The organism is Oleiharenicola sp. Vm1 (assembly GCF_047777955.1).
Classification (GTDB): Bacteria; Verrucomicrobiota; Verrucomicrobiia; order Opitutales; family Opitutaceae; genus Didemnitutus.
In genome coordinates this window covers 1,480,465-1,494,580 of sequence record NZ_CP180537.1, presented here as the reverse complement: position 1 = coordinate 1,494,580, position 14,116 = coordinate 1,480,465, and the positions used below count along the sequence as shown (strand labels likewise).

At 70.6% G+C, this 14,116-nt stretch carries 11 protein-coding genes; 9 read left to right on the top strand and 2 right to left on the bottom strand.

From position 1 onward, the window contains the following. Positions 1-109: 109 nt before the first annotated feature. From ACMYLB_RS07715 to ACMYLB_RS07690, 6 genes are all read left to right on the top strand, one after another. Positions 110-1,135, top strand: coding sequence for an ATP-binding cassette domain-containing protein (locus tag ACMYLB_RS07715; RefSeq protein WP_415910358.1), 1,026 nt, complete (start codon positions 110-112; stop codon positions 1,133-1,135). 37 nt (positions 1,136-1,172) lie between these two features. Next, complete coding sequence (locus tag ACMYLB_RS07710) at positions 1,173-1,934, top strand: ABC transporter permease (RefSeq protein WP_415910357.1); 762 nt, start codon at positions 1,173-1,175, stop codon at positions 1,932-1,934. Between the two features lie 4 nt (positions 1,935-1,938). After that, positions 1,939-3,408, top strand: a complete 1,470-nt coding sequence (locus ACMYLB_RS07705; protein ID WP_415910356.1) for a GldG family protein — start codon at positions 1,939-1,941, stop codon at positions 3,406-3,408. Positions 3,409-3,420: 12 nt separating this feature from the next. Next, positions 3,421-5,412, top strand: coding sequence for a DUF4340 domain-containing protein (locus ACMYLB_RS07700; protein WP_415910355.1), 1,992 nt, complete (start codon positions 3,421-3,423; stop codon positions 5,410-5,412). 70 nt (positions 5,413-5,482) lie between these two features. Next, on the top strand, positions 5,483-7,789 hold the full coding sequence (locus tag ACMYLB_RS07695) for a hypothetical protein (RefSeq protein WP_415910354.1): 2,307 nt from the start codon (positions 5,483-5,485) through the stop codon (positions 7,787-7,789). Beyond that, on the top strand, positions 7,786-8,286 hold the full coding sequence (locus ACMYLB_RS07690) for an AsmA-like C-terminal region-containing protein (protein ID WP_415911051.1): 501 nt from the start codon (positions 7,786-7,788) through the stop codon (positions 8,284-8,286). Before ACMYLB_RS07695 ends, ACMYLB_RS07690 begins: the two co-directional genes overlap by 4 nt. Positions 8,287-8,322: 36 nt before the next feature. On the opposite strand, the gene ACMYLB_RS07685 is transcribed toward ACMYLB_RS07690, so the two are convergent. Continuing rightward, positions 8,323-10,539, bottom strand: a complete 2,217-nt coding sequence (locus ACMYLB_RS07685; RefSeq protein ID WP_415910353.1) for a hypothetical protein — start codon at positions 10,537-10,539, stop codon at positions 8,323-8,325. A gap of 146 nt (positions 10,540-10,685) precedes the next feature. On the opposite strand from ACMYLB_RS07685, the gene ACMYLB_RS07680 reads away from it, so the two are divergent. From ACMYLB_RS07680 to ACMYLB_RS07670, 3 genes are all read left to right on the top strand, one after another. Beyond that, on the top strand, positions 10,686-11,132 hold the full coding sequence (locus ACMYLB_RS07680) for a universal stress protein (RefSeq protein WP_415910352.1): 447 nt from the start codon (positions 10,686-10,688) through the stop codon (positions 11,130-11,132). 155 nt (positions 11,133-11,287) lie between these two features. Continuing rightward, positions 11,288-12,019 (top strand): esterase family protein, encoded by a 732-nt coding sequence (locus ACMYLB_RS07675; protein WP_415910351.1) that lies wholly within the window; start codon positions 11,288-11,290, stop codon positions 12,017-12,019. 11 nt (positions 12,020-12,030) lie between these two features. Next, complete coding sequence (locus ACMYLB_RS07670; RefSeq protein WP_415910350.1) at positions 12,031-12,561, top strand: energy transducer TonB; 531 nt, start codon at positions 12,031-12,033, stop codon at positions 12,559-12,561. On the opposite strand, the gene ACMYLB_RS07665 is transcribed toward ACMYLB_RS07670, so the two are convergent. Beyond that, positions 12,545-14,110 carry an aldehyde dehydrogenase family protein gene (locus ACMYLB_RS07665; RefSeq protein ID WP_415910349.1) on the bottom strand — a complete coding sequence of 522 codons (1,566 nt, stop codon included), beginning with the start codon at positions 14,108-14,110 and terminating at the stop codon, positions 12,545-12,547. The genes ACMYLB_RS07670 and ACMYLB_RS07665 overlap by 17 nt on opposite strands. Between the last annotated feature and the right edge of the window lie 6 nt (positions 14,111-14,116).

Genomic DNA, 14,116 nt, shown 5'->3' with positions numbered 1-14,116 from the left:
GTGGACCGGCGTCCGTCGAGTGCGGCCGCCGGGACTCCCCGGGCGACTTCGGCGCTTGCGAGACGGCCGGAAAACCCGTGTTAATGGCGCAACGTCCGCACTTTGCCGCATGGCAGAAACTCCCGACAACACCATCGAGGTCGAGCACCTCACCAAGCACTACGGTTCCCTCACCGCAGTGAACGACCTGAGCTTCTCCGTGAAGCGCGGCGAGATCGTCGGCCTGCTCGGCCCCAACGGCGCGGGCAAGAGCACCACCATGCGCATCCTCACCGGCTACCTGCCGGCCACGACCGGCTCGGTGCGCATCTGCGGCCACCCCGTCGCCAGCCACCCCGAGCTGACCAAGCGCCACGTCGGCTACATGCCCGAGAACAACCCCCTGCCCGAGGACCTCCGCGTCTCCGAATATCTCTGGTTCCGCGGCCGTCTGAAGGAGATGCCGCGCTCCAAGCTCCGCGCCCGCATCGACGAGGTCCTCGAACTCTGCGACCTCAAGCGCAACCGCCACAAGATCATCGGCCGCCTCTCCAAGGGCAACAAGCAGCGCGTCGGCATCGCCGAGGCCATCCTCGCCGAGCCGGACGTCATCATCATGGACGAGCCGACCATCGGCCTCGACCCGCACCAGATCCTCATCGTCCGCGACCTCATCGCCAGCCTCCGCGGCCGGATGAGCGTCATCATCTCCTCGCACATCCTTCCCGAGATCGAGGTCACCTGCGACCGCGTGCTCATCATCAACGGCGGCCGCATCGTCGCCCAGGGCTCGCCCGCCCACCTGCGCCAGGAGATCTTCGGCCACTCCACCTACCGCATCGAGCTCTCCGGCGACAGCGCCGCCCTGCCCGTCCTGCTCGCCGACGTCGACCCGACGATCAAGGTCGCCAGCGTCAGCGACTGCGCCCCCGACGGCTTCTGCGTCGTGATGCTCACCACCGCCTCCGAAACCGACCTGGGCGAAAACCTCCTCCGCGCGCTCCCGGCGCGCGGCTACCGCCTGCGCGCGCTCAGCCGCTCGCTGCCGACACTCGAGGACGTCTTCCTCGCCGCCACGCGCCGCAGCTGGGACGCCCGCGCGCCCGACCGCGCTCCGGCCGACGGTCCCGGCCGCCCGCCCCTGCCGAAGATTTGAGGCTCCCTCCCCCGCCTTCGGTCCTCCGCCCTCCGCCATGCGCCATTTCCTCACCATCCTCTCGCACGAGATCCGCGCCCTGCTCTTCAACCCGAGCACCTACGTCGCGGCCGTGCTCTTCCTCGGCGTGATGGGGTTCATCTTCGCCGCGCTGCTCGACGAATACAGCCGCGCGCCGCGCGAGGCGCTCCCGGCGGCGATGTTCTTCCAGCTCTTCTGGATTCCCGTCTTCTTCATGGTGCCGCTCCTGACCATGAAGTCGCTCGCCGAGGAACGCCGCCTGGGCACGCTCGAGACGCTGCTGACCACCCCGGTCACGACCACGGAAGTCGTGCTCGGCAAATTCGGCGCGGCCTACCTCCTCTATCTCCTGCTCTGGGGCTCGACCGCCGGCTTCCACTACGTCCTGCAGCACTACGCGCGCGACGTGCGCCTGCTCGACTGGGGTCCGCTCGTCGGCGGCTACGCGTTCATCGCGATCAGCGGCCTGATGTTCATCGCGGTCGGCATCCTCGCCAGCGCGCTCACCCGCAGCCAGGCCGTCGCGGGCATCCTCTGCTTCACCATCCTCTTCACGCTGATCATCGGCCTGCGCTTCCTCGGCGACTCGACGCTGCTACAGCAGGAGACGCTCTCGCCGCTGAAAAGCACGGTCGAGTCGCTCCAGATCTTCGGCCACCTCGACGATTTCACCCACGGCGTCATCGATACCCGCCAGGTCTTCTTCTACCTCACCGGCGCCGTGCTGGCGCTGATCTTCAGCATCCTCGGCGTCGAGGCCAAGCTCCTCCAAGGCTGACCGCATGCACCTCGCCGAGAGCTTCCGCACCGCCCGCTGGATCCGCATCGTCAACCTGCTGCTGCAGGCCGTGCTCTTCCTCTCCCTCTTCGGCGGGCTGAACTACGTCGCGCAAAACCATTTCGGCCGCTTCGACCTGACCCAGTCCCGCCGCTACTCGCTCTCCGCCGAGACGCGCTCCTACCTCGATCGCCTGGAAAAACCCGTGCGCATCTACGTCACGTTCCGCGACGAGAAGGACGACGAGGAGCTCGCCCAGGCCTACACCGACCTCCGCGGCCTCCTGCGCGAATACGTCTACGCCACCCGCAACAACGACGAACGCCGCCAGATCGCCGTCGACTTCGTCGACGTCTACCAGAACCCGAAGCAGGCCCAGGCGCTCGGCATCGAGCAGCCCAACGTCGTCGTCGTCACCTCCGGCGAGCGCCGCCGCCTCGTCACGATCGACGAGCTCTACCGCATCAAGAACAAGAAGACCCGCGAGGCCTTCCGCGGCGAGGCCACGCTCACCGCCGCCATCCTCGACGTCACCGCCGCGGAGCGGAAGAAGATCTACTTTGTCCAGGGCCACGGCGAGGCGCAGCCCGACGACGTCAGCGAGCGCGGCCTTTCCCAGCTCCGCGACGCCCTCCGCCAGCGCAACTTCGACCTCGCCGCCCTCGACCTCACGCGCGACCGCCGGATCCCCGACGACGCCGCCCTGCTGCTCATCGTCGGCCCGACGGATCGCTTCCAGCGCTTCGAGGAGGAACTGCTCCGCGACTACCTCCAGACCCGCGCCGGCCGCATCGTCCTCATGCTGAACCCCGGCAAGCAGCACGGCCTCGACATCCTGCTCTTCGACTGGGGCATCATCGCCTACGACGACGTCATCTACGACCCGAGCGCCGCCGCCAGCGCCGAGAGCGGCGAGATCCTGATCAACCACTACACGCCGCACCCGATCACGCAGACCCTCATCAACAACCAGGTTTACGTGCTCATCGGCCTGGCCCGCACCGTCGCCGCCGATCCCGGCGCGCCGGTCGAGGACGGCATCAAGGTCCAGACCCTCGCCGCCACCAGCGAGTCCGCCTGGGGCGAGCGCGGCTACCGCCTGCCCGGCCCGCGCCAATACACGCCCGGACAGGACCTGCACGGCAACCTCGGCATCCTCACCATTTCCGAGCGCCTGAAGCCCGCCAACCTCCCGCTCAGCGTGCCCGGCGGCCGCCTCGCCGTCTTCGGCACCTCCGACCTCATCACCAACAACCGCATCGTCACGCTCGGCAACCTCACCCTCTTCCTCGCCACCGTGAACTGGGCCGCCGAGCGCGACGTCGACCTCAACATCCCCGCGCGCCCGATCGAGCGCTTCCAGCTCGCCCTCTCGCAGGAGGAACTCGCGCGCCTGCGCCTCGGCCTCCTCCTCGTCGTCCCCGGCGCCGTCGCCCTCCTCGGCCTCATCGTCTACTGGACCCGCCGCAGCTAGCCCGCCACCGCCATGCGCTCCAAAGTCACCGTCGTCCTCCTCTTCCTGAACGTCGTTCTGTTCTACTACATCTTCAACTACGAGAACCGCGTCCAGATCCACGAGACCACCAAGCGCGTGCTCGGCGCCGAGACCACCAACGTCGAGAAATTCACCCGCACCAGCCGCAACGCGCCCACCGTCACCGCCGAGAAACGCGGCGACAACTGGTGGCTCACCCAGCCGTTCGAGTGGCCCGCCAACCGCAACGCCGTCGACCACGTGCTGCACGAGCTCCAGTTCCTCGAGCACGAGACCAGCTTCGCCGTCGCCGACCTCGCCAAGAGCGGCCAGTCCCTCGCCGACTACGGCCTCACCGAGCCGGCGATGACCTTCACCTTCACCTCCGCCGGCAAGGACTACGCCCTCCGGATCGGCGACCGCACCGAGATCGGCAACCGCCTCTACCTCCTCTCCCCCGACGGCACGCGCATCCACGTCGTCAACCGCGGGCTGGCCGACAGCCTCGGGCTCGGCGCCGACCAGCTGCGCTCCGACGCCGTCTTCACCATCCCCGTCTTCGAAATCCGCTCGCTCGCGCTCCAGACCGCCAACGCCAAGACGCGCCTCCGCCGCGAGAGCCAGCGCTGGATGATCGAGGCCCCCATCCAGGCCCGCGCCGCCAAGGCCGAGACCGAGACCACCCTCACCGAGCTCACCGGCCTCCAGGTCCGCCGCTTCCTCGAGGCGCGCGACGCCGATCCGGCCAAGACCGGCCTCGCCGCCCCGGCGCTGCGCGTCACCCTCGAGGGCAACGCCCGCCGCGAGACCCTGCTCCTCGGCCACCTCGTCGGCCCCGCCCCCGCCGCCACCGGCATCGCCCCCGTCGAGGTCTACGCCAAGCTCGAGGACAAGCCCGCCGTCTTCGTCACCCGCCTCAACGCCGGCCAGCTCAGCGGCGACCAGGTCGGGCTGCTCGACCGCCTGCGCCTCGCCCAGGACAAGCTCCGCGACAAGCACGTGCTCGATTTCGACTTCGCCAACGTCACCGCCCTCACCCTCGCCGCGCCCGACCGCCCCGAGCTCAGCCTCCAGCGGCTCGACGCCGCCCAGGGCGCCGCCGAGTCCTGGCAGGTCGTCGTCCGCGGCGCCGCCGGCCAGGCCCCGCAAACGCTCCCCGCCGACCCGGCCATCGTGCAGGATTTCCTCCAGCGCCTGAAGTTCCTCACCGCTTCCAAGTTCCTCAGCGACGCCCCGTCCGCCGCCGACCTCGAGAGCTACGGCTTCAACCGCCCCGAGCGCGAGATCACCCTCAACCTCCGCACCGGCGGCGGCCCCAAGGGCGACGAGCCGTCCGCCACCACGCTCCAGATCGGCACCAAGCCGGCCGCGCCGTCCGTCGCCTACGCCCGCGTCGCCAACGCCAACGCCGTCTACGAGATCCCGCCCGACCTGCTCGAGGACGTGCCGGTCAGCGCCCTGCACTTCCGCCAGCGCGTCCTCCGCGAGCTCCCCGAGGGCACGCACGTCACCGCGCTCACCCTCACCGACCTGACGAACAACAGCGTCGTCGTCGCGCTGAACGCCGCCGCCGGCGGCGAACTCACCGCGCAGAGCATCGCCGCCTCCGACGCGCCCGAGGCCAAGCGCGCCGCCTTCACCACCCTGCTCGCCGAGGTGCGCAAGCTCCGCGCCAAGCGCTTCGTCGCCGACTCGTTCGACCGCACCCGCGCCGCGTTCAACGGCGCCAACCCGGCCTGGCGCTACCGCCTCGACGCCGCCCTGACCCTCGCCGGCGGCAGCGCCCAGAACACCACCGCCCAGCTCTACCTCACCGAACGCCTCGGCGGCACGACCCAGCTCGGCGGCATCGAGGAGCTCAACGTCACCTACGAGCTCCCGCAGGAACTCGTCGACGCGCTCTTCGCCCTCACCTACGCCCCCCAGCACGACCCCGGCCCGCCGCCCGCCGCTCCCGCCGTGACGACGCCCGCGCCCGCGCCGGCCGAGAAACCCAAGGGCTGATCCCCGCGGGCTCCCGCGCCGTCGCCCGAACGGGTCGCGCCCGCCGTCCTCCGTCTTCCGTCCTCCGAATTTGTCCGCTCGCCGCCCCAGCTCTGCCGCCACCGTCACGCGCTTCTGCCTGTCCTGCGCGGCGACGGTCGCCTGCTGGGCGCTGTGGATTGCGCTCGGGCTGCTCCTGGCCGCGCAGGCCTGGATCGCGATCGCGCACGAGCTGCCGGTGCCGAAATTCGTCCTGCGCGTCCTCGAGCAGCGCCTAGCCGAGGCGAATCTCGACGCCACCTTCGCCCGCGCGCAGTTCGACCCGACCGGCAAGTTCCTCGCCGAGTCCGTCCGTGTGCGCTCGCGCCAGTTCGAGGACCCGCTGCTCACCGGCCGCAGCCTCTACGTGCGCAAGGGCGTCTGGTCCTACCTCTCCGGCCAGCACGCCCCCGACGAGATCCGGCTCGAGGGCGGCACGCTGCAGCTGCCCGCGCCGCTCTCGCCCAGCGGCACCGCCGAGCCCGTGCTGCGCGAGATCAGCGCCTCCCTCCGGCTCGAGCAGAACCTGCTCCACGTCGACCAGCTCAACTTCCGCGCCGGCAACCTCACCGTCACCGCGCGCGGCGACTTCCAGCTGCCGCCGCGCAGCGGCTCCCCGTCCGATCCGGCGCGGATCATCGGTCACGCGCTCCAGATCGGCCGCCGCCTCGTGCGCGAGCTCCAGCGCCTCGACGGGCTCGAGCACCCGCGGCTCGACGTCGTCCTCGAGGCCCGCCCCGGCGTGGGCAACGTCGCGGAGCTCCGCCTCAGCGCGGACGCGCTCCGCCTCGCCGGCAGCTGGCCCGCGCTCGTGCGCGGCCTGGAGGCCCGCACCACGCTGCGCCTCGACGGCGCCGGCGCCCGGCCGCTGCGCGTCGCGCTGAGCGCCGAGGGCGCCACGCTGCACGACCAGGTCGAGATCGAACGCCCCCGCGGCATCGTCGCCACCGAGATCTCGCTGGCCGCGCCGCAGCCGCCGTCCGCCGTCCTGCTCCTGCTCGCCGCCGAGCGCGTCGCCGCCTTCGACGAGCAGGTCGCCGCGCCCGTCCTGCGCGCGTCGTGGCGCCGGGACCAGCCGGTCCGCGCGACGCTCAGCGTCCGGGCCGATGCCGCCGCGTTCGCCCTGACCGGCGAGATCGACGGCGTCCGCACGACCGCCCGGATCGGCTTCGACGGCCGCGTGCCGCCGTCCCTCGTCGACGCCGTGCTGCCCAAGCGCACGCCGAAGCTGGCGCCGTATTTTGTCTTCGGCGATCCGGTGGACGTCCATGCCGAGGCCGCCTTCGGTCCCGGCTGGCAGTTCGAGACCCTGACGAGCCGGGTGCGCGTGCAGCGGCTCGACTCGCACGGCGTGCCGGTCACCCACGCCCGCGGCCGCATCGACGTCGACCGCGAGGGCAACTTCCTCGCCTACGACGCCCTGGCGCGCATCGGCGAAAACTACGGTCGCGGCAGCTACTTCATGAATTTCCGCTCGTGGGACTACCGCTTCCTCCTCGCCGGCGAGCTCGCGCCCGCGTCGATCTCCGGCTGGTTCCGCTCCGACTGGTGGCCGAATTTCTGGGCGGCCAACTTCGCCTTCCCCACCCGCCCGGCCGCCGACGTCGACGTCATCGGCAACTGGCGCAACGTGGCCAAGGTCGCCTACTACGGCAGCACCGACGCCGTCGCGGCCCAGGTGCTCGGGGCGGATTTCGAGCGCGCGCACGCGATCGTGTTCCTGCGCCCGCAGTTCGCCCACGCCTTCGACCTCCGCGTCGAGCGGGCCGGCGGCGCCCAGCGCGCGAGCGGTTGGTTCAAGCGCTTCGCCGACCCGGTCACGCACGAGCAGCGCCGCCTGGAGTTCGACCTCGCCGGCAACCTCGAGCCCGCCGCGCTGCGCCACCTCGGCCGCGACGTCGCGGACACGCTGCTCAAGCCCTGGAGCTTCAGCCGCCCGGCCGAGATCCACTTCTGGGGCGCGACCGACTTCGCCCACGGCCAGAGCACGCCGGCGCTGAGCTTCACCGGCTCCGCCGCCGGCCGCGTGACCTACGAGGGCTTCCCGCTCGAGAGCGTCGAGGCCGCGGGCTCGGTCCGCGGCGCCGAGGTGAAGCTCGACCACATCGTCGTCGGCGTGGCGGGCGGCCGCGGCACCGCCCAGGCCTCCGTCATCACCACCCCGGCGCGCGCCGGCTCGGTTTCGATTTCTACATCGAGAACGCCGACATGGTCCGCGGCATCCGCGCCATGCACGAATACGAGGTCGCCCGCGGCGGCCTCGACCCGAACGCCTCGCCCAACAAGGACCTCCTCAAGCGCGCCAGCGGCGGCAAGCTCACCTTCGCCGTCTCCGCCAGCGGCAACCCCGACGACCTGAAATCCTTCGTCGGCAGCGGCAACGTCCAGCTCGCCGGCGCCGAGCTCGGCGAGGTCCACCTCTTCGGCCTGCTCTCGCAGGTGCTGAGCAGCCTCTCGCTCAACTTCTCCTCGCTCAAGCTCGACACCCTGCGCGCCAGCTACCAGCTCGGCAACGGCGTGGCGCACTTCCCCGACATGCGCGTCACCGGCCCGACCGCGCTGATCGAGGCCAAGGGCGACTACCGCCTCGTGGACCGCACCCTCGACTTCACCGCGAAGTTCAAGCCCTACGAGGAGAACCGCAACCCGCTCACCTTCGTCGTCGGCATGGTAGTCAACCCGCTCGCCAGCATCCTCGACCTGCGCCTCACCGGCCCGATCCAGAAGCCGAGCTGGTCCGTCTCGATCCTCGGCGGCGGCGCCAAGCCGGCGGAGAAACCGGCCGAGACGCCGGCGCCCCCGGCACCGGCCGACGGCAAGCCCGCCGACGCGCCGAAGGAACCGCGCGGCCGCTGAACGCGCCCGCCGCGGCGGGCGCGCGGGGCGCGGGCCTCAGCTCTTCGCCGGCTCCGCTGCGGCGGCTGGCGCCGGCGCCGCGGGCGCGGCGCGCTCCATCCAGAAGTAGCGCGGCTGGCCGTGCGCGTCCGCGTGGTGCGTGGCGTCCCAGCGGATCCACCCCGCCGCGGCGGCGAGCGCGATGACGACCAGCCAGAAGATCGTGAGCCGCTGGCGGCGCGCGGCCTCCTTGTCCTCGTAGGGATCCTCGAGGGAGAGGCGCGAGCCGGCGGGCTTCCGCGCCATCTCCGTGAGCGCCGAGCCGAAGGGGATGTTGATCTTCACCCGGCCGTTCACCGCCCAGCCGTTGCCCTCGAGCAGCGGCCCGAGCGTGCGCTGGCGGAGCTTGAGCCAGGCGATCGCCATCGAGGGCAGTGAGATCACGAGCATGATCGCGACGAGCACGAGCGGCATCTTCCACGCCGGCAGGTCCATGAACTTCGTCAGGATCACGCCGAGGAAGGTGGCGATGGAGCCCAAGGCCACGCCGATGCCGGTGATGAGCGCGAGGTCGAACTTCTTCGGCTCGGCCGGCTTGGCCTTGTCCGCGTTGGCCGTCTTCTCCGCCGCGGCGGCGAGCTTGCCGCTCGACTCCGCGTCGGCGGCGCTGGCGCGCTTCGCGATCTGTTCCTCGATCAGGCGGAGGAACTTCTTGTAGGGCGCCCAGAACGCCTGGCCGATGCTGATGGGGTTGTCGACGATGCCGGTGACGACGGCGTCCCAGTCGTTGCCGGCCCGGTCGTAGAAGACGCCGTGGCGGCCGACGAAGAGGTAGTCGCTGTCGCCCTGGGTGAAGCAGGCGGCGATGGTCATCGCCTTGCCGCCGGGGCGCGTGCAGGTGCAGTAGGCGAGGTAGACCTTGCTCATGGCGGCGAGCGGGCTCGGGCCGTCGACGCGCACGCACAGCTCGGTGCTGCGGTTGTCGAGGTAGAGCGTGCCGGCCTGGAAGATCGCCCACTTGTCGCGCGAGTAGAAATCGGCGAAGTTGACGAAATTGTGCAGCAGCGCGCGGAGGTCGCGGTAGTAGTGCGCGAGGCGGTCGACGTCGCTCAGGGCCTTGAACTGCGGCTCGAGGGCCTTGTCCTTCGCCACCAGGGCGGCGAGCTGGGCGCGGCCGTTGCCGGCGAGGATCTCCTTGGCGCGGGCGAGGCCGAGTTTCTCCACCGCGCTGCCGCCCTTGGTGCCGAGCCACGTCTCGTAGGCGGCGAACTGGGCGTTGAGCGCGCGCCACTCGTCCTCGGTCAACGCGACCTTGGCGGCGCCGTGCACGGGGGCGACGGCGGCGCGGTGGAGCGTCGCCAGCGCGGCGGCCCAGGCGGGATTGACGCCCTCGAGCAGCGGCAGCGGCTGCCCCGGCGCGATGCGCGCGAGCGGGAAGCCGGCCACCTCCGCGGCGTCGATCTTCAGGTCCTTGGCCGCGAGGGCGAGGTAGTCCGCCTCGGCGCGGTTGAGCGCGCCGACGGCGCGCGCGTCGAACGCCGCCAGGCGGCAGCGCGCGAAATAGTCCTCCACCTTCGCCCGCACCGCGCGGAGCGCGGCGACCGCGGCGTCGGTCTGCTCGCCGAGCACGGCGATGTCCCGGGCCGAGCTCTTGCCCACCCAGTCGACGTAGGCGGCGAGCTCCTGGAAGAACGCGTCGACCTTCTCCGCCGTGACGCCGGGCGCGCCGGCGCGGTCGGCGGTGCCGCCGACGGTGGCGAGGATGTCCTTGATCAGCGCCTGCAGGGCCGCGTCGTCCGTCGCATCGGGCGGGATCACGCCGTCGCCGTTGACCGCGCTGCTGGCGAAGATCTTCGCGGTGTCGCTCGTGTCCGCCGGCGCGATGGTGGCGGCGCCGGGCTTGCCGAGGTTGGCGAGCACGCGCTGGGCGGAGGCGACGAGCGCCTGACCGTCCGGCGTGGCGTCGTTGATCGCGGCCAGCGGGAGGGCGGCCTCGCCCTTGAGCAGCGCCGCGGGGTCCTTGAGGCGGGCGGATGCCCACTTCACCGCCGCGAGCAGCTCGGGCACGCGGATGCGGCCGTCGTTGTCGGTGTCGATCAGGGCCAGGGTTTTCTCGGCCAGCTCGAGGCCCTTGACCGGGCAGCTGAGCGCGACCCAGAGCTTCGGGTCGAGCTGGTCGAGGTGGGCCAGATCGGCGGCGGACTCGAGGGCGACCTGATCCAGTCCGCCGGTGCGGAAGAACTTCCAGCTGTGCGACGCGGTGTGTTTGTCCATGACGTGCGAGTGTGGCGCCGCAGTCTTGCCGCCGCCCGGTCATTGGCAAACGCGAAGCGGCCCGGGGAATCCCCCGGGTGGGGAACGGCGCAACTCAGGGCAAGAATTGCGGTGCGCCCGCGCCGCCGCGGCGCGATAATAGGGGCATGAAAACATTCCTCGTCCCAATCGACTTCTCCGCGGTGACCGACGAGGTGATCGACACCGCCGTGAGCTTTGCCCGCGCGTTCGAGGGCAAGGTTGCGATGATCCACGTCGTGCAGCCGCCGGTCGTGACCAGCGAATTCGCGCTGCCCGTCGAGGTGCTCCAGGAGGCGATCGCCAGCGGCGAGCGCGCCGCCAAGGCCAAGCTCGACGTCTACGTCGAGATGTTCCGCACCGCCGGCATCGGCTGCGAGGCGAAGGTCGCGCACGGTCCGCCCGTCACCATGATCCGCGAGGAGGCCGTGCGCGTCGCCGCCGACTACATCATCATGGGCTCGCACGGCCACGGGAAGCTCTACGACTTCCTCGTCGGCAGCACGGCGAGCGGCGTGATGAAGAAGGCGACCTGCGGCATCATCATCGTGCCGCACGGGGACAAGAACACCTGAGGGGGCCGCACGCGCGGCCAGGGCCGTTCGGCACCGGCCGCGCCTGAGCGGCGCCGGCGCGTGTGCGGACTTGCCGCACACGGCGCGGGGCGTTTCCCTGTGGCGCTCGCTCGGGGCGGCGAGCCTCGCCTCCGTTCCGGCGGCGCCCTGTCCCCATGCACCGCGAAATTCACACCTGGCACTCGCCCCGCCTCGACAAGGCCATGGAGGTCGCCGTCTACGGCCACTACGGCTTCGCCCTCCTGATGTTCCCCACCGCGGCCGCGGACTTCCTCGAATACGAGCGCTTCCGCGTCATCGACGCCATCGCGCCCTTCATCGACAGCGGCAAGGTGAAGGTCTTTTCGATCAACTCGATCAACCACGAGAGCTGGCTCAACCGCCACCTGCCGCCGCGGACCAAGGCGGTGCGGCACCAGCAGTTCAACGCCTACGTCGCGGAGGAGGTCGTGCCGTTCATCCACGCGCACTGCCGCGGCCGCGTGCCGGTCATCACCGCGGGGGCTTCCTTCGGCGCCCTGCACAGCGCCAACACGCTCTTCCGCCGCCCCGACCTGATCGACGGCTGCATCGCCATGAGCGGCGCCTACGACCTGAAGGACTACACCGACGGCTACTGGGACGAGGACGTCTACTTCAACTCGCCGCTCGACTACCTGCCGAATCTGAACGACGCGGCGATCCTCGCGCAGCTGCGCGCGAAGCAGCACATCCACTTCGTCGGCGGCCGCGGCGCCTACGAGGCGCCGGAGTCCGCCGAAGCGGTCGGTCGCGTGCTGGCGAGCAAGGGCATCCCCCACGAGATCGATCTCTGGGGCCCCGACGTGAACCACGACTGGCCCTGGTGGCGGAAGATGCTGCCGCACTACCTCGAGACGAGGTTCTGAGCTTCCGGCCCATGCGTTACGTCTCCCCCATCCTTGTCGTCACCCTGTCGCTGCTCCTTCCAACTACCGCGCCGTCGGCGCCTCCGCCGCCCCCCAAAGACTATGTAGCCGAAGCGAACGACAGCGCCCGCGAGCAGGCCACGGCCGAAGGCAGCGCCAAGGCCACCAAGGATATTCCGACCGAAATGTATGAGCGGGCGAAACGTCTCTATGCCGAGGAATTCTGGAAAGATCCCGCTCCCGGTCAGAAGGCGACATCGATCAAATTGCTCAAAGCGGTGGCGCCGAAGTTCCCGCTCATCTACCGGATCGTCCCGACCGAAGGCGAAATCTGGGTTGCGTTCGTCGTCGACACCAAAGGAAAGGTCACCGACGTGAAACCGCTGACCGAGTTCGAATCAAAGTTCGTCGAAGCCGCCGTCGAGGCGGTGAAGAAATGGAAATTCGAGCCAGCCACGCGCGACGGCAAACCCGTCGCCACGCTCGTGACCGTGCCGCTCCAGTTCCGGCTCGAGAAACGCCGCCTCAGTCCCCGAACTTGATCCCCTGCGCGAGCGGGAGGGCGTTGGAGTAGTTCACGGTCACGGTCTGACGGCGCATGTAGGCCTTCCAGCTGTCGCTGCCGCTCTCGCGGCCGCCGCCGGTCTCCTTCTCGCCGCCGAAGGCGCCGCCGATCTCCGCGCCGCTCGTGCCGATGTTGACGTTGGCGATGCCGCAGTCGCTGCCGCGCGCGGAGAGGAATTCCTCCGCCTCGCGCAGGTCGGTGGTGAAGATGGCCGAGCTCAGGCCCTGCGGCACGCCGTTCTGCAGCGCGATCGCCTCCGCCAGCGTGCGGTAGCTCATCACGTAAAGGATCGGGGCAAAGGTCTCGTGCTGCACCACCGGCCACTCGTTGCGCGCCTCGATGAGGCAGGGCGTGACGTAGGTGCCGCCGGGAAATTCCTTGCCGGCGAGCCGTTCGCCGCCGCAGAGGACCTTGCCGCCGGCCTTCTTCGCCTCGGCGATCGCCGTCTGCATCGCCTGCACGGCGAGCGCGTCGATGAGCGGGCCGACGAGCGTGCCGGGTTTGAGCGGGCTGCCGATCGGGAGCGACTGGTAGGCGGCGACGAGCGCGGCGACGAACTCGTCCTTGATCGACTCGTGAACAATGATGCGGCGCGTCGTGGTGCAGCGCTGGCCGGCCGTGCCGACCGCGCCGAAGAGGATGGCGCGCTTCGCGAGCTTCAGGTCGGCGGAGGGCGCGACGATGATGGCGTTGTTGCCGCCGAGCTCGAGGATGGTGCGGCCGAAGCGCTTCGCGACGACTTCGCCGACGCGCTTGCCCATGCGGGTGGAGCCGGTGGCGGACACGAGCGGCACGCGACGGTCGTTGGTCAGCAGTTCGCCGATGCTCGGGCCGTCGCCGATCACGAGGGAGAAAATGGCCGGATCGATGCCGTTGGCGCGGCAGACTTTTTCCGCGATCTTGATGCAGGCGATGGCGGTGAGCGGCGTCTTCTCCGACGGCTTCCAGAGCGTGGCGTCGCCGCAGGCGGCGGCGAGCGCGCTGTTCCAGCACCAGACGGCGACGGGGAAGTTGAAGGCCGAGATGATGCCGACGACGCCAAGCGGGTGCCAGGTCTCGCGCATGTGGTGGCCCGGGCGCTCGGAGGCGATGGTGAGGCCGAAGAGCTGGCGCGAGAGGCCGACGGCGTAGTCGCAGATGTCGATCATCTCCTGCACCTCGCCCTCGCCCTCGGCGAGGATCTTGCCGGCCTCGAGCGAGACGAGGCGGCCGAGCTCGGGCTTCAGCTCGCGCAGGGCGTTGCCGTATTGGCGGACGATCTCGCCGCGCTTCGGCGCCGGGAGGTCGCGCCAGGCCAGGAAGGCCTTCTGCGCCGCGGCGACCGCGCGCTCGTAGTCGGCGGGCGTGGCCTGCTTGACGCGGCCGAGGAGCGAGCCGTCGATCGGCGAGCGTTTCTCGAGGACGGCGCCCGCGCCGCCCCACTCGCCCCAGAACGCGCCGGCGTTGGCGCCCTTGGCGGAGAGGCCGAGTTTCGGGAAGATGGCTTTGACGGTGGCGGAGACGGAAGGAGCGGAGGCGGTGGCCATGGGAGA

Bases quoted from the DNA above. Each gene is read 5' to 3' on its own strand.
- ACMYLB_RS07665 (WP_415910349.1), bottom strand. From the start codon at position 14,110: ATGGCCACCGCCTCCGCTCCTTCCGTCTCCGCCACCGTCAAAGCCATC.
- ACMYLB_RS07705 (WP_415910356.1), top strand. From the start codon at position 1,939: ATGCACCTCGCCGAGAGCTTCCGCACCGCCCGCTGGATCCGCATCGTC.
- ACMYLB_RS07715 (WP_415910358.1), top strand. From the start codon at position 110: ATGGCAGAAACTCCCGACAACACCATCGAGGTCGAGCACCTCACCAAG.
- ACMYLB_RS07685 (WP_415910353.1), bottom strand. From the start codon at position 10,539: ATGGACAAACACACCGCGTCGCACAGCTGGAAGTTCTTCCGCACCGGC.
- ACMYLB_RS07680 (WP_415910352.1), top strand. From the start codon at position 10,686: ATGAAAACATTCCTCGTCCCAATCGACTTCTCCGCGGTGACCGACGAG.
- ACMYLB_RS07670 (WP_415910350.1), top strand. From the start codon at position 12,031: ATGCGTTACGTCTCCCCCATCCTTGTCGTCACCCTGTCGCTGCTCCTT.
- ACMYLB_RS07675 (WP_415910351.1), top strand. From the start codon at position 11,288: ATGCACCGCGAAATTCACACCTGGCACTCGCCCCGCCTCGACAAGGCC.
- ACMYLB_RS07700 (WP_415910355.1), top strand. From the start codon at position 3,421: ATGCGCTCCAAAGTCACCGTCGTCCTCCTCTTCCTGAACGTCGTTCTG.
- ACMYLB_RS07710 (WP_415910357.1), top strand. From the start codon at position 1,173: ATGCGCCATTTCCTCACCATCCTCTCGCACGAGATCCGCGCCCTGCTC.